The sequence below is a fragment of the Vibrio sp. TBV020 genome, from assembly GCF_046056895.1.
Classification (GTDB): domain Bacteria; phylum Pseudomonadota; class Gammaproteobacteria; order Enterobacterales; family Vibrionaceae; genus Vibrio.
The window spans coordinates 2,644,808-2,667,721 of sequence record NZ_JBEEAQ010000003.1 but is presented as its reverse complement, the minus strand read 5'-3'; the positions used below and the strand labels follow the sequence as shown (position 1 = coordinate 2,667,721).

The 22,914-nt window shown below is 44.5% G+C and carries 19 protein-coding genes and 20 tRNA genes; 14 read left to right on the top strand and 25 right to left on the bottom strand.

The window, feature by feature from the left end; translation table 11 throughout:
• Positions 1-244 precede the first annotated feature (244 nt).
• The 13 genes from flgB (at position 245) to AAFX28_RS20125 (ending at position 14,352) form a co-directional block, all read left to right on the top strand.
• Complete coding sequence (gene flgB, locus AAFX28_RS20185; RefSeq protein ID WP_053441807.1) at positions 245-640, top strand: flagellar basal body rod protein FlgB; 396 nt, start codon at positions 245-247, stop codon at positions 638-640.
• Positions 641-644: 4 nt separating this feature from the next.
• Complete coding sequence (gene flgC / locus AAFX28_RS20180) at positions 645-1,061, top strand: flagellar basal body rod protein FlgC (protein WP_408690281.1); 417 nt, start codon at positions 645-647, stop codon at positions 1,059-1,061.
• 17 nt (positions 1,062-1,078) lie between these two features.
• Positions 1,079-1,792, top strand: a complete 714-nt coding sequence (gene flgD, locus AAFX28_RS20175; protein ID WP_408690279.1) for a flagellar hook assembly protein FlgD — start codon at positions 1,079-1,081, stop codon at positions 1,790-1,792.
• A gap of 46 nt (positions 1,793-1,838) precedes the next feature.
• Complete coding sequence (gene flgE / locus AAFX28_RS20170; RefSeq protein ID WP_408690277.1) at positions 1,839-3,143, top strand: flagellar hook protein FlgE; 1,305 nt, start codon at positions 1,839-1,841, stop codon at positions 3,141-3,143.
• A gap of 205 nt (positions 3,144-3,348) precedes the next feature.
• A complete protein-coding gene (gene flgF / locus AAFX28_RS20165) occupies positions 3,349-4,098 on the top strand; it encodes a flagellar basal-body rod protein FlgF (RefSeq protein ID WP_408690276.1) in 750 nt (249 codons plus the stop codon).
• Positions 4,099-4,117: 19 nt separating this feature from the next.
• The gene (flgG, locus tag AAFX28_RS20160; RefSeq protein WP_134836209.1) at positions 4,118-4,906 is read left to right on the top strand and encodes a flagellar basal-body rod protein FlgG; all 789 of its coding nucleotides are present in this window, start codon (positions 4,118-4,120) and stop codon (positions 4,904-4,906) included.
• Positions 4,907-4,929: 23 nt separating this feature from the next.
• Complete coding sequence (flgH, locus tag AAFX28_RS20155) at positions 4,930-5,712, top strand: flagellar basal body L-ring protein FlgH (protein WP_408690275.1); 783 nt, start codon at positions 4,930-4,932, stop codon at positions 5,710-5,712.
• A gap of 66 nt (positions 5,713-5,778) precedes the next feature.
• Complete coding sequence (locus tag AAFX28_RS20150; protein ID WP_408690274.1) at positions 5,779-6,870, top strand: flagellar basal body P-ring protein FlgI; 1,092 nt, start codon at positions 5,779-5,781, stop codon at positions 6,868-6,870.
• 11 nt (positions 6,871-6,881) lie between these two features.
• Entirely contained in the window at positions 6,882-7,790 is a 909-nt protein-coding gene (flgJ, locus tag AAFX28_RS20145; RefSeq protein ID WP_408690273.1) for a flagellar assembly peptidoglycan hydrolase FlgJ, read from the top strand.
• A 318-nt stretch (positions 7,791-8,108) separates the two neighbouring features.
• Positions 8,109-9,983, top strand: coding sequence for a flagellar hook-associated protein FlgK (gene flgK / locus AAFX28_RS20140; protein ID WP_408690271.1), 1,875 nt, complete (start codon positions 8,109-8,111; stop codon positions 9,981-9,983).
• Between the two features lie 10 nt (positions 9,984-9,993).
• On the top strand, positions 9,994-11,187 hold the full coding sequence (flgL, locus tag AAFX28_RS20135; protein ID WP_408690269.1) for a flagellar hook-associated protein FlgL: 1,194 nt from the start codon (positions 9,994-9,996) through the stop codon (positions 11,185-11,187).
• Positions 11,188-11,555: 368 nt separating this feature from the next.
• Positions 11,556-12,701, top strand: coding sequence for a flagellin (locus AAFX28_RS20130; protein WP_408690267.1), 1,146 nt, complete (start codon positions 11,556-11,558; stop codon positions 12,699-12,701).
• 517 nt (positions 12,702-13,218) lie between these two features.
• Positions 13,219-14,352: a flagellin gene (locus tag AAFX28_RS20125; protein WP_408690265.1), complete on the top strand. Its 1,134-nt coding sequence runs from the start codon at positions 13,219-13,221 to the stop codon at positions 14,350-14,352.
• Positions 14,353-14,538: 186 nt separating this feature from the next.
• Here AAFX28_RS20125 and AAFX28_RS20120 read toward each other — a convergent pair.
• The 25 genes from AAFX28_RS20120 to lolB all read right to left on the bottom strand — a co-directional run bounded on the left by AAFX28_RS20120 (position 14,539) and on the right by lolB (position 21,491).
• Positions 14,539-14,623: transfer RNA gene (locus AAFX28_RS20120), tRNA-Leu, on the bottom strand.
• Positions 14,624-14,678: 55 nt separating this feature from the next.
• Positions 14,679-14,755: transfer RNA gene (locus tag AAFX28_RS20115), tRNA-Met, on the bottom strand.
• A 3-nt stretch (positions 14,756-14,758) separates the two neighbouring features.
• A tRNA-Leu gene (locus AAFX28_RS20110) sits at positions 14,759-14,843 on the bottom strand.
• Between the two features lie 51 nt (positions 14,844-14,894).
• Positions 14,895-14,969 (bottom strand) — tRNA-Gln (locus tag AAFX28_RS20105).
• Between the two features lie 32 nt (positions 14,970-15,001).
• Positions 15,002-15,086: transfer RNA gene (locus tag AAFX28_RS20100), tRNA-Leu, on the bottom strand.
• Between the two features lie 51 nt (positions 15,087-15,137).
• A tRNA-Gln gene (locus AAFX28_RS20095) sits at positions 15,138-15,212 on the bottom strand.
• Between the two features lie 30 nt (positions 15,213-15,242).
• Positions 15,243-15,327, bottom strand: a tRNA-Leu gene (locus AAFX28_RS20090).
• A gap of 51 nt (positions 15,328-15,378) precedes the next feature.
• Positions 15,379-15,453, bottom strand: a tRNA-Gln gene (locus tag AAFX28_RS20085).
• Between the two features lie 30 nt (positions 15,454-15,483).
• Positions 15,484-15,568, bottom strand: a tRNA-Leu gene (locus tag AAFX28_RS20080).
• 50 nt (positions 15,569-15,618) lie between these two features.
• A tRNA-Gln gene (locus AAFX28_RS20075) sits at positions 15,619-15,693 on the bottom strand.
• A gap of 30 nt (positions 15,694-15,723) precedes the next feature.
• A tRNA-Leu gene (locus tag AAFX28_RS20070) sits at positions 15,724-15,808 on the bottom strand.
• A 50-nt stretch (positions 15,809-15,858) separates the two neighbouring features.
• A tRNA-Gln gene (locus tag AAFX28_RS20065) sits at positions 15,859-15,933 on the bottom strand.
• Positions 15,934-15,963: 30 nt separating this feature from the next.
• Positions 15,964-16,048: transfer RNA gene (locus tag AAFX28_RS20060), tRNA-Leu, on the bottom strand.
• A 67-nt stretch (positions 16,049-16,115) separates the two neighbouring features.
• Positions 16,116-16,192, bottom strand: a tRNA-Met gene (locus AAFX28_RS20055).
• Positions 16,193-16,195: 3 nt separating this feature from the next.
• Positions 16,196-16,280: transfer RNA gene (locus AAFX28_RS20050), tRNA-Leu, on the bottom strand.
• A 29-nt stretch (positions 16,281-16,309) separates the two neighbouring features.
• Positions 16,310-16,394 (bottom strand) — tRNA-Leu (locus AAFX28_RS20045).
• A 69-nt stretch (positions 16,395-16,463) separates the two neighbouring features.
• Positions 16,464-16,540, bottom strand: a tRNA-Met gene (locus AAFX28_RS20040).
• Positions 16,541-16,618: 78 nt separating this feature from the next.
• Positions 16,619-16,693, bottom strand: a tRNA-Gln gene (locus AAFX28_RS20035).
• Between the two features lie 30 nt (positions 16,694-16,723).
• Positions 16,724-16,808: transfer RNA gene (locus AAFX28_RS20030), tRNA-Leu, on the bottom strand.
• 38 nt (positions 16,809-16,846) lie between these two features.
• Positions 16,847-16,923, bottom strand: a tRNA-Met gene (locus AAFX28_RS20025).
• Positions 16,924-17,191: 268 nt separating this feature from the next.
• Positions 17,192-18,283 carry a redox-regulated ATPase YchF gene (gene ychF, locus AAFX28_RS20020; RefSeq protein ID WP_408690264.1) on the bottom strand — a complete coding sequence of 364 codons (1,092 nt, stop codon included), beginning with the start codon at positions 18,281-18,283 and terminating at the stop codon, positions 17,192-17,194.
• A gap of 10 nt (positions 18,284-18,293) precedes the next feature.
• A complete protein-coding gene (gene pth / locus AAFX28_RS20015; RefSeq protein WP_053440356.1) occupies positions 18,294-18,884 on the bottom strand; it encodes an aminoacyl-tRNA hydrolase in 591 nt (196 codons plus the stop codon).
• Between the two features lie 149 nt (positions 18,885-19,033).
• On the bottom strand, positions 19,034-19,978 hold the full coding sequence (locus AAFX28_RS20010; RefSeq protein ID WP_408690263.1) for a ribose-phosphate pyrophosphokinase: 945 nt from the start codon (positions 19,976-19,978) through the stop codon (positions 19,034-19,036).
• Positions 19,979-20,007: 29 nt separating this feature from the next.
• Positions 20,008-20,880, bottom strand: a complete 873-nt coding sequence (ispE, locus tag AAFX28_RS20005) for a 4-(cytidine 5'-diphospho)-2-C-methyl-D-erythritol kinase (RefSeq protein ID WP_408690261.1) — start codon at positions 20,878-20,880, stop codon at positions 20,008-20,010.
• Positions 20,877-21,491, bottom strand: a complete 615-nt coding sequence (gene lolB / locus AAFX28_RS20000) for a lipoprotein insertase outer membrane protein LolB (protein ID WP_408690260.1) — start codon at positions 21,489-21,491, stop codon at positions 20,877-20,879. Before lolB ends, ispE begins: the two co-directional genes overlap by 4 nt.
• Positions 21,492-21,652: 161 nt before the next feature.
• Here lolB and hemA point away from each other — a divergent pair, with 161 nt between their 5' ends.
• The gene (hemA, locus tag AAFX28_RS19995) at positions 21,653-22,909 is read left to right on the top strand and encodes a glutamyl-tRNA reductase (protein WP_408690259.1); all 1,257 of its coding nucleotides are present in this window, start codon (positions 21,653-21,655) and stop codon (positions 22,907-22,909) included.
• The last annotated feature ends 5 nt before the right edge of the window (positions 22,910-22,914 follow it).

Genomic DNA, 22,914 nt, shown 5'->3' with positions numbered 1-22,914 from the left:
CCCAGCTCAGTGCTGGGCTTTTTTGTATCTACTTAAAGGAAAAACTGTAAGTGGTTAAGTGAGAGCGAGTATACTTTCGAAGAGACATTCCAAACTCTCAGAGCGATACCGATAGTCAAAACTAAAGTTGGCTTGGTTATTGCTCTACAAGTAGTGAAAGCAAAAATGCGCTAATGATGAAAGTTGGTACACATATTGCTTTTATATTTAATACTAACGGTCAGTTCTTTGAGTAGAGGTCAACATGGCTATTTCTTTTGACAATGCATTAGGTATCCACCAACACACGGTGGGAGTACGTGAGCGCAATGCTGAGGTGATTTCCACCAACATTGCTCAAGCGAACACGCCTGGCTATAAATCAAAAGGAATGGATTTCCAGAAAGCGCTGCAGGCGGCAACATCAGAGGCAAGCATTGGTCTTAGCCGTACTGATGGTCGGCACATCGCTGCCTCTACACAAGTGACAGGTGAAGTTATGTATCGTCTTCCGACACAACCTGACACTGGTGATGGTAATACGGTAGATGTGGATTTGGAACGTAACTTGTTTATGCAAAACCAAATTCGCCACCAAGCATCACTCGACTTCTTAGGAAGTAAATTCAAGAACTTAACGAAAGCAATTAAAGGGGAATAATTAGATGAGCTTATTTAACGTCTTCAATGTAACTGGTTCTGCCATGAGCGCTGAATCTGTTCGTCTAAATACGACCTCAAGCAACCTTGCAAACGCAGACAGTATCGCTAGCTCAGCAAAAGATACCTATAAAGCGCGTCATGCAGTGTTTGGTGCTGAGTTAAGTAAGGCAAAGTATGGCCGCGACCATACGGTGCCAGTGAAATTGATGGGTATTGTTGAAAGTGATAAGCCGCTTAGTGCGGAATACAACCCTGAGCACCCGCTTGCAAATGATGAAGGCTATATTTACAAGCCAAACGTCAATGTAATGGAAGAAATGGCTAACATGATATCTGCTTCACGTTCATACCAAACGAACGTTCAAGTAGCAGATGCGAGTAAACAAATGCTGCTGCGTACGCTGCAGATGGGTCAATAAGGATAAGGGGGTAGCAGATGGCCGGAGGCATTAATAATAATGTTGGTCAGAGTGGCTTGTCCTATATCGATCAGCTTAAACAGCTTCAGGACAAGAACAAGCCGAATGAGACAACAGGTAAGCAGGATCTAAAGCAAGAAGACTTCTTATCATTGCTCACAAAGCAACTTGCCCAACAAGACCCGTTTAAGCCGGTTAGTAATGACCAGATGATTGCGCAAATGGCGTCATTCGCAACCGTAGATGGTATCGGCAAAATGAACAATCAGTTTGAAACACTGAATGCGTCGATGACATCAAACCAAGCACTTCAAGCATCATCCTTAGTTGGTCGTGATGTGCTAGTACCAGGTGCTGCGGGCGTGAAAAACGATGACGGCAGTATGGCTGCCATGGTCAAACTACCTCAAGCTGTCGATAACGTGATGGTAAGAGTAGAGGACCAAATGGGACAGCTTGTCCGTACCTTCGAAGTAGGCTCAAAGCCTGGCGGTGATAACCGCGTCGAATGGGATGGTAAAGATCAAAACGGTAATCCATTGCCGGCTGGCAAATACAATGTGAGAGCATCGGGTTTGTTAGACGGGGAAGCTAAAGAGTTTGAAGTTTCGACATATGCAAACGTCAATAGCGTCCTGCTTGGTAAAGGTGATGGTAACGTACTACTCAATCTGGCTGGCTTTGAGTCGCCAGTTCGACTTGCTGAAGTACTAGAAGTTGGTAAGGCGTAGCACTCTTTAAAAGAGTAGATATGCTAGCTAGATAGGAGATTTTGGAATGTCATATGTTGCACTAAGCGGATTATCCGCTGCTCAATTAGACTTGAATACAACCAGTAACAACATTGCGAACGCGAATACGTATGGCTTTAAAGAGTCACGTGCTGAGTTCGGTGATGTTTACTCTAATTCACTGTTCACTCACGCGAAAACGACACCTGGTCAAGGTGTACAAGCGGCGAAGGTGGCACAACAATTCCACGAAGGTTCAAGTATTTATACGAATAACCCAATGGATTTACGTATCGGTGGTACCGGTTTCTTCGCGGTTGCTAAAGACCGTTTAGCGCCGACATCAAACGAATTGACACGTAATGGTGCGTTCCACTTGAACAAAGATAACTACATGGTTTCAGCTAATGATGAATTCCTATTGGGTTATCAAGTGAATAAAGATACGGGTGATGTTCTTTCTTATGAGCCGTCGCCTATTAACATTCCAAAAGAGTTTGGTAAGCCAAAGCAAACGGCAAACATCGAAGTTGGTGTGAACCTGCCTGCTGGTGGCGAACTGAAAGATCCGGCGTTATTTGATTACTCAGATCCTGAAACCTACAACCGCTCAACATCTTCGACAATTTATGACTCTATGGGTCAGTCGTACAAGTTAACGACTTACTACCTAAAAGATCAGACTCAGCCAAATACATGGCAGACTTACTACACGGTGACAGACAGTGCTGGTGAGAAACCTCTGAACATTACAGGTGGTGATGCGACTTCTCCAACGGGTCACATTGGTCACACAATGAAGTTCAATAACGATGGTACTTTAGCAAGTCTGAATAATGGTCAGAACATTGTTTCAGAACCTCTAGGTACAGGTGCAAACCCAATTGAGCTAAATGGTGCGGATGTTAACCAGACTCTGTCATTTGGCCTTAATGACGCAACTCAGTTTGCCGCTCCGTTTGAATTAACTAAGTTTGATGAAGACGGTGCAACAACAGGTTTCTTAACTAAGGTTGATTTTGACGAGAATGGTAGCGTTTTAGGTACATACTCAAACGGTGAGAATATTACTCTAGGTCGAGTAGCACTGGTTCGTGTTGCCAATGAGCAAGGTCTTGATAAGAAAGGCGGCACTCAGTGGGATGCAACTCAGTTCTCTGGTGACAAAATTTGGGGCGAGTCGAACAAAGGTTCGTTTGGTTCTATCAGCAGTGGTACCCTTGAGCAGTCAAACATCGATATGACTCAAGAGCTGGTTGACCTTATCTCAGCTCAACGTAACTTCCAAGCGAACTCTCGTTCTCTAGAAGTGCACAACCAAACTCAACAGAATATCTTGCAAATCCGTTAATCTGATTCCGCAATTTCGCAACAATCTGAATAGCAAGCTGGTGGCAATGATCAGCTTGCTATGTTGCCGCTTACCGCTATCCCTCTTAAATACCTCTCCTTAAAAATTGCCGTTTTAATAGTAATTTATTGATATTAAACGACTTTTATAAGTTGGCATACCTATTGCTTTCTATTGATCAGAATTGTGATTATTGGAGCAAATTATGGATCGTGCACTGTTTCTTGCTATGAGCGGCGCCAAGCAGAATATGCAGGCATTGCAGCTTAGAGCAAACAACTTAGCGAACGTCAGTACCACGGGTTTCCGTGCTGATTTGGCGCAAGCTCGTTCAATGCAAGCCTACGGTGATGGTGTACCTAGCCGAGTATTTAGCATGACAGAGCGTCCGGGACATAATTTCCAACAAGGTAGTGTGATTACGACGGGTCGAGATTTAGATGTCACTATTCAAGGTGATGGTTGGATCTCTGTACTGGATCAAACCGGCAAAGAGGGTTTGACTCGTAATGGTAACTTAAACGTTGACGCTAACGGTCTACTGACAAGTGGCAATGGCCATCTAGTGCTTGGTGAAACGGGCGCACCTATCACACTTCCAATTCCAGTAAGTAAAATTGAGATCGGTAACGACGGTACGATTTCTGTGGTCCCTCAAGGTGCGCCAGCAGACGCTATCGAAGTAGTCGATCGTATCAAACTTACACGCACCAATAATCAATCACTATTCAAAGATATTAACGGTCTATTCCGTGCAAAAGATCCTAATACGGCATACGAAGCAGATGCCGATGTGAAACTGCTCACCGGCGCAATCGAAGGTAGTAATGTTAATGCTATCGGTGAAATGACTAGCCTAATTGACTTGCAACGCCAATTCGAAATGCAAGTCAAGATGATGAGCACGGCAGAAGACATGGACAAAGCGTCTGATTCTCTGCTTCGTATGAGCTAATAGATTTTAGGAGAAGGTTATGCATCCTGCATTATGGGTAAGTAAAACGGGCCTAGACGCTCAACAAACCAATATTTCAACGATTTCAAACAACTTGGCGAACGCATCGACGGTTGGTTATAAAAAGAGCCGCGCTGTGTTTGAAGATCTGTTCTATCAGAATATTAACCAGCCAGGTGGCCAGTCATCACAGAATACTGAACTGCCAAGTGGTTTGATGTTGGGTGCTGGTTCTAAGGTTGTTGCGACACAAAAAGTCCACACTCAGGGTAATACGCAGACGACGAACAACAGCTTGGACATGATGATTGAAGGTGATGGCTTCTTCCAAATCCTTATGCCTGATGGAAACATCGGTTATAGCCGTAACGGCCAGTTCACTGTTAACGATGAAGGCGTGATTGTGACATCTGGTGCGGGCTACGCATTGGAGCCTGAAATTGCTATTCCTGAAGATGCTCAAAGCATCACTATTGGTACAGATGGTGAGGTTTCTGTACGTATTCGTGGTCAACAAGATAATCAAGTCGTTGGCCAAATAGCGACAGTAGATTTTGTTAACCCAGGTGGTCTTGAGCCAATTGGTCAGAACCTATACATGGCAACAGGCGCAAGTGGTGACCCACAAGAAGGTGTTCCAGGCTTTGACGGCTTTGGTGATATTCGCCAGTCAATGTTAGAAACTTCAAACGTTAACGTGACCGAAGAGCTAGTGAATATGATTGAAGCTCAGCGTGTTTATGAAATGAATTCAAAAGTCATCTCTGCAGTCGACAAGATGATGAGCTTTGTTAACCAACAGCTTTAATCTAGCACTTTGAGGGTAAAGAGATGAATAGATTACTAGTAGCATTGTTTGGTTTAGTGGCATTGTCTGGGTGTACTTTGATGCAGCCACCGATTGAAACTCCTGACGTGGTTCAAGGAACAACAACGGTCGATGCTGTTGAAGGCGACAAGTCCGAAGATGAAGAAAGTGGGATCATTGACACATTACGTGGCAGAAACGATCCGGTTGCCGGTGATCCAGCTTGGGCTCCGATTCATCCTAAACATCAACCAGAGCATTACGCAGCAGAAACTGGTTCTCTGTTCAACATCGGGCGTGCATCAAGCCTATATGATGACTCTAAGCCTCGCGGTATTGGTGACATCATTACGGTCACCTTAGATGAAAACACCAACGCATCGAAAAGCTCTGATGCCGATCTGTCCAAAAACAATGATGCGACAATGGATCCACTTGAGGTGGGTGGTCAACAGCTAAACATTGGTGATTACAACTTCTCATACAACCTGAGTAACGATAACTCATTCAGTGGTAGCGCAGCGGCAAACCAAAGCAACAGTTTGTCAGGCTCTATTACTGTAGAAGTGATTGAAGTACTGGCAAACGGCAACCTTGTTATTCGTGGTGAGAAATGGCTGACGCTGAATACGGGAGACGAGTACATCAGACTCAGTGGTACTATTCGTCCCGATGATATTGATTACGAGAACACGATTGCATCAAACCGCATATCTAACGCAAGAATTCAATACTCAGGCACAGGAACACAACAAGATATGCAAGAACCTGGATTCTTGGCACGATTCTTTAATGTATCCCTATAATCCCAGCTGATGCCGCTTTTTTGGCACACGAGTTAAGCTGGTCGAGTGTAGAGCAAAGGTATGGTTATGAAAAAGTGGTTTCTCCTTCTAATAAGCCTGCTGTTTATCGCGACTCAAGCGCAAGCAGCACGCATCAAAGACGTTTCGCAAGTTGCGGGTGTCCGTAGCAACCAACTGGTTGGTTATGGCTTAGTGACTGGCTTACCGGGTACAGGTGAATCCACTCCATTTACCGATCAAAGCTTCAATGCCATGCTGCAAAATTTTGGTATTCAGATGCCACCGGGTACCAAACCTAAGTCTAAAAACGTTGCCGCTGTTATCGTGACCGCAGAGCTCCCTGCTTTTTCTAAGCAAGGTCAAACGATTGATGTCACTGTATCTTCAATCGGTTCAGCAAAAAGCTTACGTGGCGGTACCTTGATGCAAACCATGCTAAAAGGCCTAGATGGGCAAATCTATGCCGTTGCTCAAGGTAACCTTGTAGTGAGTGGCTTTAGTGCGACAGGCGCTGATGGCTCAAAAATCGTAGGTAACAACCCAACAGCAGGTATGATTTCTAACGGTGCTATGGTCGAGCGTGAAATCCCGACACCATTTAGCCGTGGTGACTATATTACCTTTAACCTACTTGAATCTGATTTCACTACTGCTCAGCGTATGGCAGATGCAGTGAACAACTTCCTTGGCCCGCAAATGGCATCGGCAATTGATGCAACATCAGTAAAAGTACGTGCCCCACGAGATATTACTCAGCGCGTTGCCTTCTTATCAGCGATCGAAAATATCGAGTTCAACCCTGCTGAAGGTTCAGCAAAAATTATTGTTAACTCTCGTACTGGAACCATCGTTGTCGGTAAGCATGTTCGTCTTAAACCTGCAGCGGTAACTCACGGTGGTATGACCGTGGCGATCAAAGAAAATCTTAACGTAAGTCAGCCGAATGCGTTTGGTGGTGGCGAAACCGTTGTTGTCCCAGATACAGATATCGAAGTAACCGAAGAACAGGGCAAAATGTTTAAGTTTGAGCCTGGTTTGACGCTCGATGATCTCGTTAGAGCGGTGAATGAAGTTGGTGCCGCACCTTCTGATTTGATGGCAATCTTGCAAGCATTGAAGCAAGCGGGTGCTATCGAAGGTCAACTCATCGTTATCTAAAGGAGCTGAGCATGATTAACAATGGCAATGACATCGGTTTTATTCATGATATCGCGGGGTTAGATAAGCTTCGTCAGAAAGCTGTTGACGGTGATGATGCCAGTGAAAAAGCGGCACTAACGGCAGCGGCAAAACAGTTCGAAGCTATTTTTACTTCAATGCTGTTCAAATCGATGCGAGATGCAAACACGAGTTTTGAATCGGGCTTAATGGATAGCCAAAATCAGCAGTTCTATCGCCAGATGATGGATGAACAAATGTCGAGTGAGCTGAGCTCTTCAGGCTCATTGGGTTTAGCTGATATGATCGTTGCACAGTTAACATCGGGTAGTGTTGAAAATCAAAATGCCAATGCTCGTAATACTGATTTTGAAGCGATGATGGAAAAAGTTGACCGTATGCGTCAAGAACGGGCTGACACAACAACCGTCGTTAAATCTGAAGCTCAGCAACCATCTCGTTTTGAGTCCCCTGAATCGTTTGTAAACTCAATGAAGCCGTACGCAGAAAAAGCTGCACGAGCGCTTGGTGTAGATTCTTCATTGTTGCTGGCTCAAGCGGCATTGGAAACGGGGTGGGGTCAAAAAGTCATTAATAACTCACGTGGCAGCAGTAACAACCTATTCAATATCAAAGCGGACAGAAGCTGGAGCGGTGATAAGGTGGCAACACAAACGCTAGAGTATCACCAAGGTGTGCCTGTAAAAGAGCAAGCAGCGTTCCGTTCATATCAGAATTATGAAGACAGCTTTAACGACTATGTACGTTTCTTAAATGAAAACCCTCGCTACACTACCGCATTACGCCACGGTGGCAACAACGAAGAGTTTATTCGTGCGATTCACCAAGCTGGCTATGCGACAGACCCAAGTTATGCAGATAAAGTTCTAAGGGTCAAAGCGAAAATTGACCAGATGTAGAAATAGGCTCACCTTCGGGGGAGTTTTTTGTTCGAAGCGAGAGCACTTCGCTCCGATATATGAGTGTCGTCCTCAGGGAAAAATGTCATTCCATAGAGCGACGAAGGAGTGAGTAGGGAATCTGTTCATTCTTCTTTATCACCTTACAGAGATCCCCAACTCGCTCGCTCCTCACTCTTGAGGATGACTTTGAAAAAAGAACCACGTTTTTAAAACAACATTGGTAATTCTTATTACTCTCAACGCTGGCACACATATTGCTTTTAGTAAACAAGATGTTCAGTTAACACTGATTTATATAGGTTTCTTGGGGGCAATATGGCGTCTGATCTTCTGAATCTTGGTTCGCAAAGCGTACTGACGGCTCAGAGACAACTCAACACCACGGGTCATAACATCTCTAATGTAAATACAGAGGGTTATAGCCGCCAGTCGGTGATACAAGGCACGAACATGCCACGTCAATATGGTGGGGAAACCTACGGTATGGGCGTACACGTGGAAAAAGTTCGCCGCTCTTGGGATCAGTTTGCCGTTAACGAACTAAATGTTTCGACCACAAGCCATGCCAACAAAATAGATGACGAAGCAAACTTAGAAATGCTGTCCAATATGCTGTCTTCCGTGTCATCTAAAAAGATTCCAGAAAACTTAAATGAATGGTTTGACGGTGTTAAGTCACTTGCTGATAGCCCAAACGATGTTGGTGCTCGTAAGGTCGTTCTAGAGAAAGCAAACCTCATTTCCCAAAACCTCAACGACTTCCATGAAACTATCCGTCGTCAGTCGGATGTCACCAATAAAAAGCTCGATCTTGGTATTGAGCGAGTTAACCAACTGGCGGTAGAAATTCGCGACTTACATCGACTAATGATGCGTACTCCCGGTCCGCACAATGACTTAATGGATACTCACGAGAAGCTGATTGCTGAGCTCTCAGAGTACACCAAAGTTACGGTAACACCACGTAAGAATGCTGAAGGCTTTAATGTCCATATTGGTAATGGTCACACGTTGGTTTCTGGTACTGAATCCAGCGAATTAAAAATGATTGATGGCTACCCAGATGTACATCAACGTCGCTTAGCGATGATTGAAGGTAAAGGAATTAAAGCCATTACCACTAAAGACATCGATGGAAAACTTGGCTCGATGTTGTCAATGCGAGATGAAAAAATCCCTCAGCTAATGGACGAGTTAGGCAAACTTGCAACATCTTTTTCATATGAAGTAAACAAGCTTCAATCTCAAGGTTTGGATCTACGTGGCAATATCGGTGGGTTAATGTTCACCGATGTGAACTCTGACATTGTCGCTGAATCTCGCGTCGTGACATCTTCCAATTCTCAAGCGGATTTGGCTGTTTATATTGAAGATACCAACAAACTAATTGGTGGAGAATACTCACTGCAGTACAGCGGTGGTGACTACTACATTACGAGACCTAGTGGTGAACAGTTTATTGTGCCTGTCGTCGATAAAGCCATCACGTTAGATGGTATTCGTATTGATATCCGAAAAGACCTTGAGTCTGGTGAGCGCGTGCTATTAAGACCAACTCGAAGTGGTGCTGCACAAATGAGGGTTGAAACAAACGATCCTAGTGCCATTGCCGCGCAGAGTTATGAAGCATCCACCACGTTTGCCCAAGGCTCTGCCAAGTTCAATATCGAGCAAGCTGGTGCGTTGAGAGAATTCGAAGTTGTTATCTCACCAGATGGTAAACAGTTCGCTGTGACTGATACAAAGGGCAAAGTGTTGTTGCAGCCTCAAGCGTACCCGCCAGGCGGCACAGTGACCGTTCAGGGTACATCGTTCGAACTAACAGGCGGCGCATTGCCGAACGACAAGTTCACGGCAAACCTTGTCCCTTCTGAAGGTGATAACGGCAACCTACTAAAAATGCAGAACATTCAGACAGATAAAAAACTGAATGATGGTGAATCCACTATTTTGGACATTTACCACAACCTCAATACTGATGTTGGCTTGCAAATGTCGACCGCTTCAAGATTAACAGATGTATCAAGACTCGAAAAAGAAGCAGCCCAAGAGCGTGTGGCATCTATCTCTGGCGTGAATCTTGATGAAGAAGCGGCAAACATGATGAAGTTCCAGCAAGCGTATATGGCTTCGTCTCGCATCATGCAGGCTGCTAACGACACTTTTAATACCATTCTGGCATTGAGATAAGGAGGCGTAAATGATTAACCGAATTTCCAGCTTCCATAATTACCAATCAGTGCAGAATGACTTAAGACGTACTGAGGCAAAAGTTCATCACAATCAAGCTCAGCTAGCGTCTGGTAAAAAGTTGATGAAAGCCAGTGATGATCCATTGGCTACTCACTACATTCAAAATATCGGTCAACAAAAAGAGCAACTGCGTCAATACACAGATGCCATTGTCTTAACTCGCAATCGCCTAGAGCATCATGAAGTGATTATCTCCAATGCGGAAGAGTTTACCGACAATGCGAAGCGTACGGTCATGGAAATGATTAACGGCTCGCTCTCTCCAGAAGATCGCTTGGCAAAACGCCGAGAGATTGAAGAGATGGCCAACAACTTCTTAAATTTGGTGAACGTCCAAGATGAGTCAGGTAACTACATCTTTGCCGGAACCAAGCCTAAGAATCAGCCATTTTTCCGCGATAAAGACGGAGATGTGACTTACGCAGGTGATGACTATCAACGCAAGATGAAGATATCAAACAGTTTAGAAATGCCAATCAATGATCCTGGTAGCAAACTGTTTATGGAGATCGATAATCCGTTTGGTAGCTATGAACCTCAATACAACTTGAAAGAAGCTTCAGAGCTTTTACTTGAACGAGCGATTAATACTAATCCTGACGATCAGTCTGCTTATAAAGTGACGTTTGTTGATATGCCAGATGGAAAGTACGGTTACCAGTTAGAACGTGACGGTTCAGTAGTAAAAGCAGATGTATTTGATCCTGCTGAAGGCATTAAGTTTGAAGAACTGACTATTCAAGTGAAAGGGCAGATCACAAAAGGCGATGAGATATCTCTTGAACGGCGTGATACCTACAGTGTGTTCGATACCTTCAAAGATGCGATGGCATTGTCATCGGGATCCGTCTCGGATTCGTCTAATACTGCCAAACTTCATCAAATTACAGAAGAGTTTCACGCAGCGTTTATTCATTTAAACAAAGCACGAACTGATGTGGGTGCTCGCTTGAATACATTAGATATTCAAGAAGAGCAACATGAAGATTTCAATATGACCTTAGCAAAGTCTAAGAGCAACTTTGAAGATCTTGATTATGCGGAAGCAATTATCGAATTCAATGAAAACTCGAGAGCGTTGCAAGCATCACAACAAGCGTTCGGTAAGACAAAAGATTTAACGCTATTTAATTACATCTAAGTTCATTGCCTTATGTGCTATGCCATAAGAGCGAACGAGATAATTGGATAGTGCCTTCATGAGCTATAGCTATGGCAAGTGGAGGCAAAATAGGCGGCAATTAGATTGCCGCTAAATAGATAAAGTAATAATTAATCCGCAATAACTAATATATCTTATTTATAAGATGCTGATATTAAAGTGGATTTAAAATAATTACTGATGAATTCAAAGTTGGCACACAACTTGAATTAACTAGATTAGAGTTTAAACAACAAGCTTTGAGTTGGTGATATACCGACTCGGCTACGAATTTACGGTCAGTGCTTCCAAATGAGACAAAGCTGGCCGCTTCGCAAGCAGTTGCGAACTCAATAGGAGAGCAAACTATGACCATAACAGTAAATACCAACGTTTCAGCGATGACCGCTCAACGTTACTTGAACAAGGCGACGGGCGACCTGAATACTTCGATGGAACGCTTGTCATCGGGCCAAAAGATCAACAGTGCAAAAGATGACGCTGCGGGTCTACAGATCTCGAACCGACTAACGGCTCAGTCTCGCGGTCTAGATGTTGCTATGCGTAACGCAAATGACGGCATTTCGATTGCACAAACAGCAGAAGGTGCGATGAATGAATCGACCTCTATCCTGCAACGTATGCGTGATCTATCGCTACAATCTGCAAACGGCACTAACTCAGCATCAGAGCGTCAAGCTTTGCATGAAGAAGTAGCAGCGCTACAAGATGAATTGAACCGTATCGCAGAAACGACGTCTTTCGGTGGTCGTAAGCTACTTAATGGCTCATTTGGCGAAGCATCATTCCAAATTGGTGCAAGTTCGGGTGAAGCAATCATTATGGGCCTGACAAGTGTACGTGCAGATGATTTCCGTATGGGTGGTCAGACGTTCATTTCAGCGCCAGAAAATGCGAAAGATAAAGACTGGGGTGTTCCGCCAACGGCTAAAGATATTAAGTTTGAATTCACCACAAAAGATGGTGAAGCGGTTACTCTAGATATCATTGCTAAAGAAGGTGATGACATTGAGGAAGTGGCAACCTACATCAATGGTCAAACAGACAAGCTAAAAGCTTCTGTCGACGAAGATGGACGTCTGCAAATCTTTGCCGCTGAGCCAAACCTTGAAGGTAATCTGAATATTTCAGGTGGACTTGCTAGTGAACTTGGTCTTACTGGTGGACCGGGTGTTCAGACAACCGTTCAAAATATTGATGTAAACACTGTTGGTGGTGCTCAGAATGCTGTCGGTATTATTGATTCCGCACTTAAGTATGTTGATTCACAACGTGCTGACCTAGGTGCGAAACAAAACCGCCTAAGTCACAGCATCAACAACTTAGCAAACATCCAAGAGAACGTTGAAGCGTCTAACAGCCGTATTCGCGATACAGACTTCGCTAAAGAAACAACGGCGATGACCAAAGCACAAATTCTGCAACAAGCGGGTACTTCAATACTTGCTCAAGCAAAACAGTTGCCAAACTCTGCAATGTCACTATTGCAGTAGTAGTCAGCATCTTCACTAGCAGTAACCTAGACGTAGGGTTGGTGAAGGGATGATGGCAAACATAAGTAATGACAATATAGAACTCTCTCTCACTCCTGTTCTATTGCGGATTTGCTTATGTAACACGACAATCAGGCAGTGATCATTTCTCTCGATCTCCACGGCATTGATTGTCTAATAGCCCCGGTTCTCTCAAAGGAAAAGGGGCTTTTTCTTATCTGCAACTTTTCAATTTCTTACCAAGCACGCCCTTTCTTGGGCTTGAAATATACTTGTCCGATTCTTGTGGCTGCCCCGGCCAGTTTAGCTAAAACTTTAGCATCTGATTTCATATTTATTTGTTTCGTCATGTTTTCAATGAAATAGCTATGATGTGGCTAATTTTTCCACTTTTCGCTCTAAAGTTAATCAATTTAACGTCGCTATAAAGGTTACTTTGAGAGAACTCATTGGTTTTCCGAGACGTCGGAAACCCTTCGGAAACTCCGTAACTTGGGAAATCAATAGGAGAACCACTATGGCGGTTAATGTAAATACAAACGTTTCTGCAATGACAGCTCAGCGCTATTTAAATAGTGCAACGACAGCGCAGCAAACATCAATGGAAAGACTTTCATCGGGCTTTAAGATCAACAGTGCAAAAGACGATGCTGCAGGTCTACAAATCTCAAACCGATTGAATGTACAAAGTCGTGGTTTAGACGTGGCAGTACGTAACGCAAATGACGGTATTTCGATGGCACAAACAGCAGAAGGTGCGATGAACGAAACGACCAATATCCTGCAACGTATGCGTGATCTATCACTACAATCTGCAAACGGTTCGAATTCGAAATCTGAGCGTGTCGCGATTCAAGAAGAGATTACTGCTTTAAACGATGAGTTAAACCGAATCGCGGAAACCACGTCATTCGGTGGTAACAAACTACTTAATGGTACGTTCGCAACTAAATCATTCCAGATCGGTGCAGATAATGGTGAGGCAGTAATGCTGACCATGAACAATATGCGTAGTGATAACTCAATGATGGGTGGTAATAGCTATGTTGCTGCGAATGGCCAAGGAAAAGACTGGACTGTTCAAGCTGGTGCAAACGACTTAACTATTGCTCTGACCGATAAGTTTGGTGAAGCTCAAAATATCACTATTACTGCTAAAGAAGGTGATGATATTGAGGAACTTGCAACGTACATCAACGGTCAGACTGACCTTGTAAAAGCGTCTGTAGGCGAAGACGGTAACTTACAGCTGTTTACTGATAATAATCGAGTAGACGGCGCAGCAACCTTCGGTGGGGCTCTAGCGGGCGAGTTAAGCTTTGGCGCAGCTCAAGCAGTCACAGTTGATACTATAGACGTTACGTCGGTAGCTGGTGCTCAAGAGTCTGTTGCTATCGTTGATGCCGCACTAAAGTTTGTGGACAGTCACCGTGCTGAACTTGGTGCATTCCAGAACCGATTTAACCACGCGATTAATAACTTAGAAAACATTAACGAGAATGTGAATGCTTCTAAGAGCCGCATCAAAGATACTGACTTTGCCAAAGAAACTACAGCATTGACTAAGTCTCAGATCCTTACTCAAGCTTCTAGTTCTGTTCTTGCGCAAGCAAAGCAAGCGCCCAACTCAGCGTTGGGGCTTTTAGGCTAAAGAACTGAACTCTTTAGAAACTTATAAAGTCATGACTTAAGTTAAAACCCGGCTTCGGCTGGGTTTTGTTTTTTTAGAACTAACATTGAAGCCGAAGAAAGAGAAGTGCGAGATAGCTTTGATCTAAAAGAAATACTTTTAACAGATAAAAGAAAACCCAGCTAAAAAGCTGGGTTTTCTTAATGATGGTGCGGAAGGAGAGACTTGAACTCTCACACCTTGCGGCGCCAGAACCTAAATCTGGTGCGTCTACCAATTCCGCCACTTCCGCATCAAATCTGTAGTTATATCGATAATTGGTAAAATCAGTATAACGTTGTAATAAATGGTGGCTACGACGGGATTCGAACCTGTGACCCCATCATTATGAGTGATGTGCTCTAACCAGCTGAGCTACGTAGCCAAATGGTGCGGAAGGAGAGACTTGAACTCTCACACCTTGCGGCGCCAGAACCTAAATCTGGTGCGTCTACCAATTCCGCCACTTCCGCATCAATTTGTAGTCATTACTGATAATTGGAGAATCAATAAGACGTTGTATATGGCAGGTCTACCTGGATTCGAACCAGGGAATGGCGGCATCAAAAGCCGCTGCCTTACCGCTTGGCGATAGACCTGCAGTGCTTTCGTAAGAAAGACTTTTAAATAATGGTGCGGAAGGAGAGACTTGAACTCTCACACCTTGCGGCGCCAGAACCTAAATCTGGTGCGTCTACCAATTCCGCCACTTCCGCATCAATTTGTAGTCATTACTGATAATTGGAGAATCAATAAGACGTTGTATATGGCAGGTCTACCTGGATTCGAACCAGGGAATGGCGGCATCAAAAGCCGCTGCCTTACCGCTTGGCGATAGACCTGCAGTGCTTTCATAAGAAAGACTTTAATAATGGTGCGGAAGGAGAGACTTGAACTCTCACACCTTGCGGCGCCAGAACCTAAATCTGGTGCGTCTACCAATTCCGCCACTTCCGCATCAATTTGTAGTCATAGCTGATAATTGGAGAATCAACTCGACGTTGTATATGGCAGGTCTACCTGGATTCGAACCAGGGAATGGCGGCATCAAAAGCCGCTGCCTTACCGCTTGGCGATAGACCTGCAGTGCTTTCATAAGAAAGACTTCAATAATGGTGCGGAAGGAGAGACTTGAACTCTCACACCTTGCGGCGCCAGAACCTAAATCTGGTGCGTCTACCAATTCCGCCACTTCCGCATCAATTTGTAGTCATAGCTGATAATTGGAGAATCAACTCGACGTTGTAATGGCAGGTCTACCTGGATTCGAACCAGGGAATGGCGGCATCAAAAGCCGCTGCCTTACCGCTTGGCGATAGACCTGCAGTGCTTTCATAAGAAAGACTTCAATAATGGTGCGGAAGGAGAGACTTGAACTCTCACACCTTGCGGCGCCAGAACCTAAATCTGGTGCGTCTACCAATTCCGCCACTTCCGCATCAATTTGTAGTCATAGCTGATAATTGGAGAATCAACTCGACGTTGTAATGGCAGGTCTACCTGGATTCGAACCAGGGAATGGCGGCATCAAAAGCCGCTGCCTTACCGCTTGGCGATAGACCTGCAGTGCTTTCATAAGAAAGACTTCAATAATGGTGCGGAAGGAGAGACTTGAACTCTCACACCTTGCGGCGCCAGAACCTAAATCTGGTGCGTCTACCAATTCCGCCACTTCCGCATCAATTTTTAGTCATTACCGATAATTGGAGAATCGATAAGACGTTGTCTGTATTCCAAAAAAGGAATGGTGGCTACGACGGGATTCGAACCTGTGACCCCATCATTATGAGTGATGTGCTCTAACCAGCTGAGCTACGTAGCCATATGGTGCGGAAGGAGAGACTTGAACTCTCACACCTTGCGGCGCCAGAACCTAAATCTGGTGCGTCTACCAATTCCGCCACTTCCGCATGTTTTGTTTTTGTAGATTGAATCAAGATGGTGCGGAAGGAGAGACTTGAACTCTCACACCTTGCGGCGCCAGAACCTAAATCTGGTGCGTCTACCAATTCCGCCACTTCCGCGTCTTGAATCTACATAGTCACTAGTTAATTGGTAAAAACTAATAACGTTGTTTTATTCCAAAAAAGGAATGGTGGCTACGACGGGATTCGAACCTGTGACCCCATCATTATGAGTGATGTGCTCTAACCAGCTGAGCTACGTAGCCATTCGTGAGCGAGACAATATAAACTGTTGCGCTCTTAGTGACAAGCCATTTTTTAATTAGGATTATCACTATAAATAATGGCAGGTCTACCTGGATTCGAACCAGGGAATGGCGGCATCAAAAGCCGCTGCCTTACCGCTTGGCGATAGACCTGCAGTGCTTTCATAAGAAAGACTTCAATAATGGTGCGGAAGGAGAGACTTGAACTCTCACACCTTGCGGCGCCAGAACCTAAATCTGGTGCGTCTACCAATTCCGCCACTTCCGCATCTATTCCTAATCACTTTCAAGGAAAGTACTTAGGAATGGTGGCTACGACGGGATTCGAACCTGTGACCCCATCATTATGAGTGATGTGCTCTAACCAGCTGAGCTACGTAGCCATACCATGTTTTTGTTCCGACAAAACGTTGCCGTCTTGTTGGGAACGGGGCGCATTATGCGTAGTTGAACCAAAACCGTCAATAGTTTTTTTGAATAAATCGGCATAAACGGACTGTTCGATTTCTTTTTAAACAAAGAGGCGTGTTAATCATCGAAAACTGATAACAAAATGACACAAGTTGAGCGAGTTAATATGAATCTTTATTCCAGACAAATAAAAAAGCCAGCAAATGTGCTGGCTTTGTAAGTCAAAGACTTGGAAGGAAATTATACGTTGAAGCGGAAGTGAACGACATCACCATCTTTCACGATGTAGTCTTTACCTTCCAAACGCCATTTACCTGCATCTTTAGCACCGCTTTCACCGTTGAACTCGATGAAGTCATTGTAACCAACAACTTCAGCACGGATGAAGCCTTTTTCAAAGTCAGTGTGGATCTTACCTGCTGCTTGTGGCGCAGTTGCACCTACAGGGATAGTCCAAGCGCGAACTTCTTTAACACCTGCAGTGAAGTAAGTGTGCAGAGTAAGTAGTTCGTAGCCTGAACGGATAACACGGTTAAGGCCAGGTTCTTCGATTCCCATATCTGCTAAGAACTCTTCGCGATCTTCGTCTTCTAGCTCAGATAGTTCAGATTCAATAGCAGCACATACAGCTACAACCACATTGTTTTCTTTCTCTGCGTACTCACGTACTGCGTCAAGGTATGGGTTGTCTTCGAAACCGTCTTCATTAACGTTAGCAATGTACATTGTTGGCTTGAGCGTTAGGAAGTTTAGGTAGCCTACTGCTGCAAGTTCTTCTTTAGAAAGTTCAACGGTACGTGCCATGCCACCTTCAGTTAGCACTGGAAGCAGTTTTTCAAGAACAGTTAGTTCAAACTTAGCGTCTTTGTCGCCGCCTTTTGCTTTCTTAGCGTTACGTTGGATAGCGCGTTCACAAGAGTCTAGGTCAGCCATCGCAAGTTCAAGGTTGATAACCTCGATATCTTCAATTGGTGATACTTTACCTGCAACGTGAACGATGTTTTCATTTTCAAAACAACGAACAACGTGACCAATCGCGTCAGTTTCACGGATGTTTGCTAGGAATTTATTACCTAGGCCTTCACCGCGTGATGCACCTGCCACTAGACCAGCGATATCTACGAATTCCATCGTAGTTGGCAGTACTTTCTGTGGGTTTACGATTTTCGCTAGTGCGTCTAGACGAAGATCTGGCACAGGTACCACACCTGTGTTTGGTTCGATAGTACAGAAAGGGAAGTTTGCTGCTTCGATGCCTGCTTTAGTAAGTGCGTTAAACAGAGTTGATTTACCTACGTTTGGTAGACCAACGATGCCACATTTAAAACCCATGATAGTAACCTTATTCAGCTTTGAACGTGTGTAGACGGTTTTGTGCTTTTGATAAACCATCCTTAATTAGGATGTCTAAACAGCGAACAGACTCATCTGCTGCTGCATCAAGAAGCTCTTGCTCTTTTGCCGGCGCTTTGCCTAGAACAAAACCGGCTACTTTATCTTTGTGCCCCGGATGGCCAATGCCGATGCGGAGACGATAGAAATCTTTGTTGTTTCCAAGTTTACTGATGGTGTCGCGAAGGCCATTGTGACCGCCATGGCCACCACCTTTCTTAAATTTAGCCACACCAGGAGGTAAATCTAGCTCATCATGTGCAACCATGATCTCTTCAGGTTTGATCTGGTAGAACTTAGCCAACGCAGCGATCGCTTTTCCTGAAAGATTCATAAATGTCGTTGGGATGAGTAAGCGAAGATCCTGCCCATTGACCATGATGCGACCCGTTAAACCGAAAAACTTAGGTTCATTTTTCAGAGTAACATTGTGTACGCGTGCAAGTTCTTCTACTACCCAAGCTCCCGCATTATGGCGAGTTCTAGTGTATTCAGGCCCCGGATTAGCTAGGCCGACAAGCAATTTAATTGGTTGGCTCAAGGTTTGGATCTCTCTTGGAATCTCAAAAAGCGCAGTATGATAGCACACAATTCTCATATCGGGCGAGATGAGGATTGTCTTGAAATTTGCGCCAATAAAAAAACACCCCAAATAGGGGTGTTTTTAAAACAGATGAATCGAAAATTCGATTAGCTGAACATCGCAGAGATAGACTCTTCGTTGCTGATACGACGAATCGCTTCAGCTAGCATGCGAGATAGGCTTAGTGTCGTTACTTTACCAGTATCGACCATCTCTTGAGACATAGTAATTGAGTCAGTAACAATTACTTGGTCTAGAACAGAATTGCCAATGTTTTGTGCAGCGTTACCTGAGAATACAGCGTGAGTTGCGTAAGCGAATACACGCTTAGCACCGCGCTCTTTTAGCGCTTCTGCTGCTTTACATAGTGTGCCACCCGTATCGATCATGTCATCAACGATCACACAGTCGCGACCTTCAACATCACCAATTAGGTTCATTACTTCAGAAACGTTAGCACGTGGACGACGCTTATCAACGATAGCGATATCAATGTCACCTAGCGCTTTTGCTGTTGCACGAGCACGAACAACCCCACCAAGGTCAGGAGAAACAACAACAGGGTTCTCTAGACCACGAGCTTCCATATCTTCTAGAAGTACAGGTGTACCGAAGATGTTGTCTACTGGTACATCAAAGAAACCTTGGATTTGCTCAGCGTGAAGGTCGATAGTTAGAACGCGGTCAACGCCAACGTTAGAAAGGAAGTCAGCAACAACTTTTGCAGTGATTGGCACACGAGCAGAACGTACACGACGGTCTTGGCGAGCGTAACCAAAGTAAGGGATAACTGCTGTAATACGGCCCGCTGAAGCGCGGCGCATTGCGTCAATCATCACTACAAGTTCCATTAGGTTGTCGTTAGTTGGTGCACAAGTAGATTGAATGATGAAAACATCACTACCACGTACGTTTTCGTTGATTTGAACAGCGACTTCGCCGTCAGAAAAACGAGAAACAGTAGCATCACCAAGAGAGATGTATAGACGATCAGCAATACGTTGGGCTAGTTCAGGTGTAGCGTTACCAGCAAATAGCTTCATATCAGGCACGGTGGAAACCTCAGGGTTGCGTCCAGTTTTTAAATAGATTGTTTGTGGGCTAAGCGATACTTAGCCAGTCTCTCATGCAAAGGAGAAATATTCTTACCTTTAGCAATAAATGAAGAGACTGTGTCAGGTAACTTGTCCGACACGGATTCGGCTTCACTTTTGCTGGAAAATTCAGCAAAAACGCACGATCCCGTACCAGTCAATCTTGACGGCGCGTATTGTAGCAGCCAAGAAAGTTGCTTATCAACCTCTTGGTACAGCATTCGAACAATTTTTTCGCAATCGTTTCCGTGATCGCTGTCAAGAAGTGTTGCCAGAGAGCGTTTTGGCGTATTTCGCGTCAGTTCGGGATGCGTAAATATGTCTACGGTTGCAATTGCAACATTTGGGCGAACGACTAAATACCACTTCTCTTCAGGATCTGCTTTAGTCAGCTCATCACCAACACCTTCCGCAAATGCAGCGAAACCACGGGTAAACACAGGGACATCCGCCCCCAGTTTTAGACCAATTTCAGCAAGGTCATCATCTGATAGGTTAGTTTGCCAAAGGTGATTTAATGCCACTAAAGTTGTTGCAGCATTAGAAGAACCGCCACCAATTCCTCCTCCCATTGGCAATACTTTGTTTAATTCAATATGAGCGCCAAAGGTGCAGCCGCTTACTTCTTGCAACGCTTTTGTTGCTTTCCAAATAAGGTTGTCAGTGAGTGGTACTCCTGGAATGTCCGGTGATAACGTGATCTCTCCTGAATGATTAGCGGTGATCGTTAGATCATCACCATGATCAAGGAACTGAAAAAGGGTTTGAAGTTCATGGTAGCCGTTGTCTCTGCGACCAGTAATGTATAGGAAGAGGTTGAGCTTTGCTGGAGAAGGCCAGTGTGTGGTTTCTGAGATCATTCGTTGAACGTCCACTTCGAAATTACAATGTTGATTGATGTATCACCTTGCGTCAGCTTAATCTTTTTCGGTAATGGGAGTGGTGCTCCTAGGTGCTGAACATCTTGATAACTCAAATAATCAAGCTGCCAGTTTTGTTTACTTACGCGCTTAGTGAGTGATGCAAGGGTATTGGTTTGATTCAATTGGTAGCTATCTGATTGAGTTGGACGACCTAACATCCAGTCGTTAAGTTGCTCTACAGGGATATTTAACCTAGTCAATTGCTTGATCAATGCTTCAGGAGTAGGAGCTGAATAGGTATTCCCATCGTAAGTCTCTACTGTAGCCAGTGTAGGTGTCGCATTGAGGTTCAGTACGGTTTGCCCTAAGAAGGTGGTCATTCTTAACTGAGTTTCGTTGCTGGCGTCATGCCATTGAAAGTTGAGAGACTGTCTTTGCTGAGGGGCAATATAGCCGAGCTTGCCTGAGGCTTGGTAGGCATTAATCATGGCTAAGCGTTGTTGATGACTTTCCCATTCGACGTTGGTTGTGCTATCTACCGTTGCACAGCCTTGTAGAATCATGCTGGTAACAAACAATAAAAGAAGTGCGCGAATATGTGCCATCATTGTCGAATATTTATCCAGTTTTGCCCAAAGTTCGTTATAACTATATCATTGAAATCACGAACTAAAGAAAACATATCGGGATTCCCCTTTCAATAAACGGGGTCATCAAGTAAAATTCCGTCCCTATTCGTCCAATATCTGATTCAGAGAACCATCGATACATGTCTTTGCTTGCTATAGGTATCAACCATAATACGGCCTCAGTCGAACTGCGTGAAAAAGTCGCTTTTGGCCCGGAAAAGTTACCTGAAGCATTAAAACAGCTCGGTGAGAACCCGCTTGTAAACGGTAGTGTCGTTGTGTCGACCTGCAACCGTACCGAAATTTACTGTGATGTAAAAAGTGGCAGTAAATCAAAAGTCATTGATTGGTTATCCCAATTTCATCAAGTCAGTCCTGAAGACCTTAAACCTAGCCTCTATATCCATGAAGAACAGGCAGCGATCCGCCATCTGATGCGCGTATCGTGTGGTTTAGATTCATTGGTTCTTGGTGAACCTCAGATTTTAGGACAAGTAAAACAAGCCTATTCAGACTCGCGCGATCACAAAGCGGTCGACTCTGCGATGGAGAAGCTCTTCCAGAAAGCCTTCTCAGTAGCGAAGCGTGTTCGCACTGAAACCGACATCGGTGGTAACGCTGTATCTGTAGCGTACGCAGCTTGTACATTAGCTAAGCATATTTTTGAGTCGCTAGAACAGTCTACAGTGTTAATGGTGGGCGCTGGTGAAACGATAGAGCTGGTCGCTAAACATCTAGCGGGCAACGGCTGTACTAAGATGATTGTCGCGAACCGAACGAAAGAGCGAGCGCTACCACTTGCAGAACAGTTTGGCGCAGAGATTATTGGCTTACCTGAAATCCCTGAACATTTGCCACGTGCAGATATTGTTATCAGTTCAACGGCTAGTCCACTTCCTATTATCGGTAAAGGAATGGTGGAGTCTGCATTAAAGGCGAGAAGATTCCAGCCAATGCTGTTGGTAGATATTGCGGTTCCGCGAGATATTGAGTCGCAAGTAGGTGAGCTAAATGACGCTTACCTATATTCCGTTGACGACCTTCAATCGATAGTCGACAGCAATATTGAACAACGCAAAGTCGAAGCTATTCAAGCTGAAGCGATCGTGAGTGAAGAAAGCGCTGCCTTTATGTCTTGGATGCGTTCTCTACAAGCTGTCGATAGCATTCGAGAATATAGACAGTCAGCGAATGAAATTCGCGAAGATCTGCTGACGAAAAGTTTACAGTCCCTTGCAGCAGGCGCTGATGCAGAAAAAGTGTTGTTAGAGTTGAGCAATAAGCTGACCAACAAACTAATTCATGCACCTACAAGAGCGCTACAAAGTGCTGCAGAGCAAGGCGAGCCTGCCAAGCTTGCTACAATTAGACAAAGTTTAGGTCTGGAAAACTCTTAGCGAAT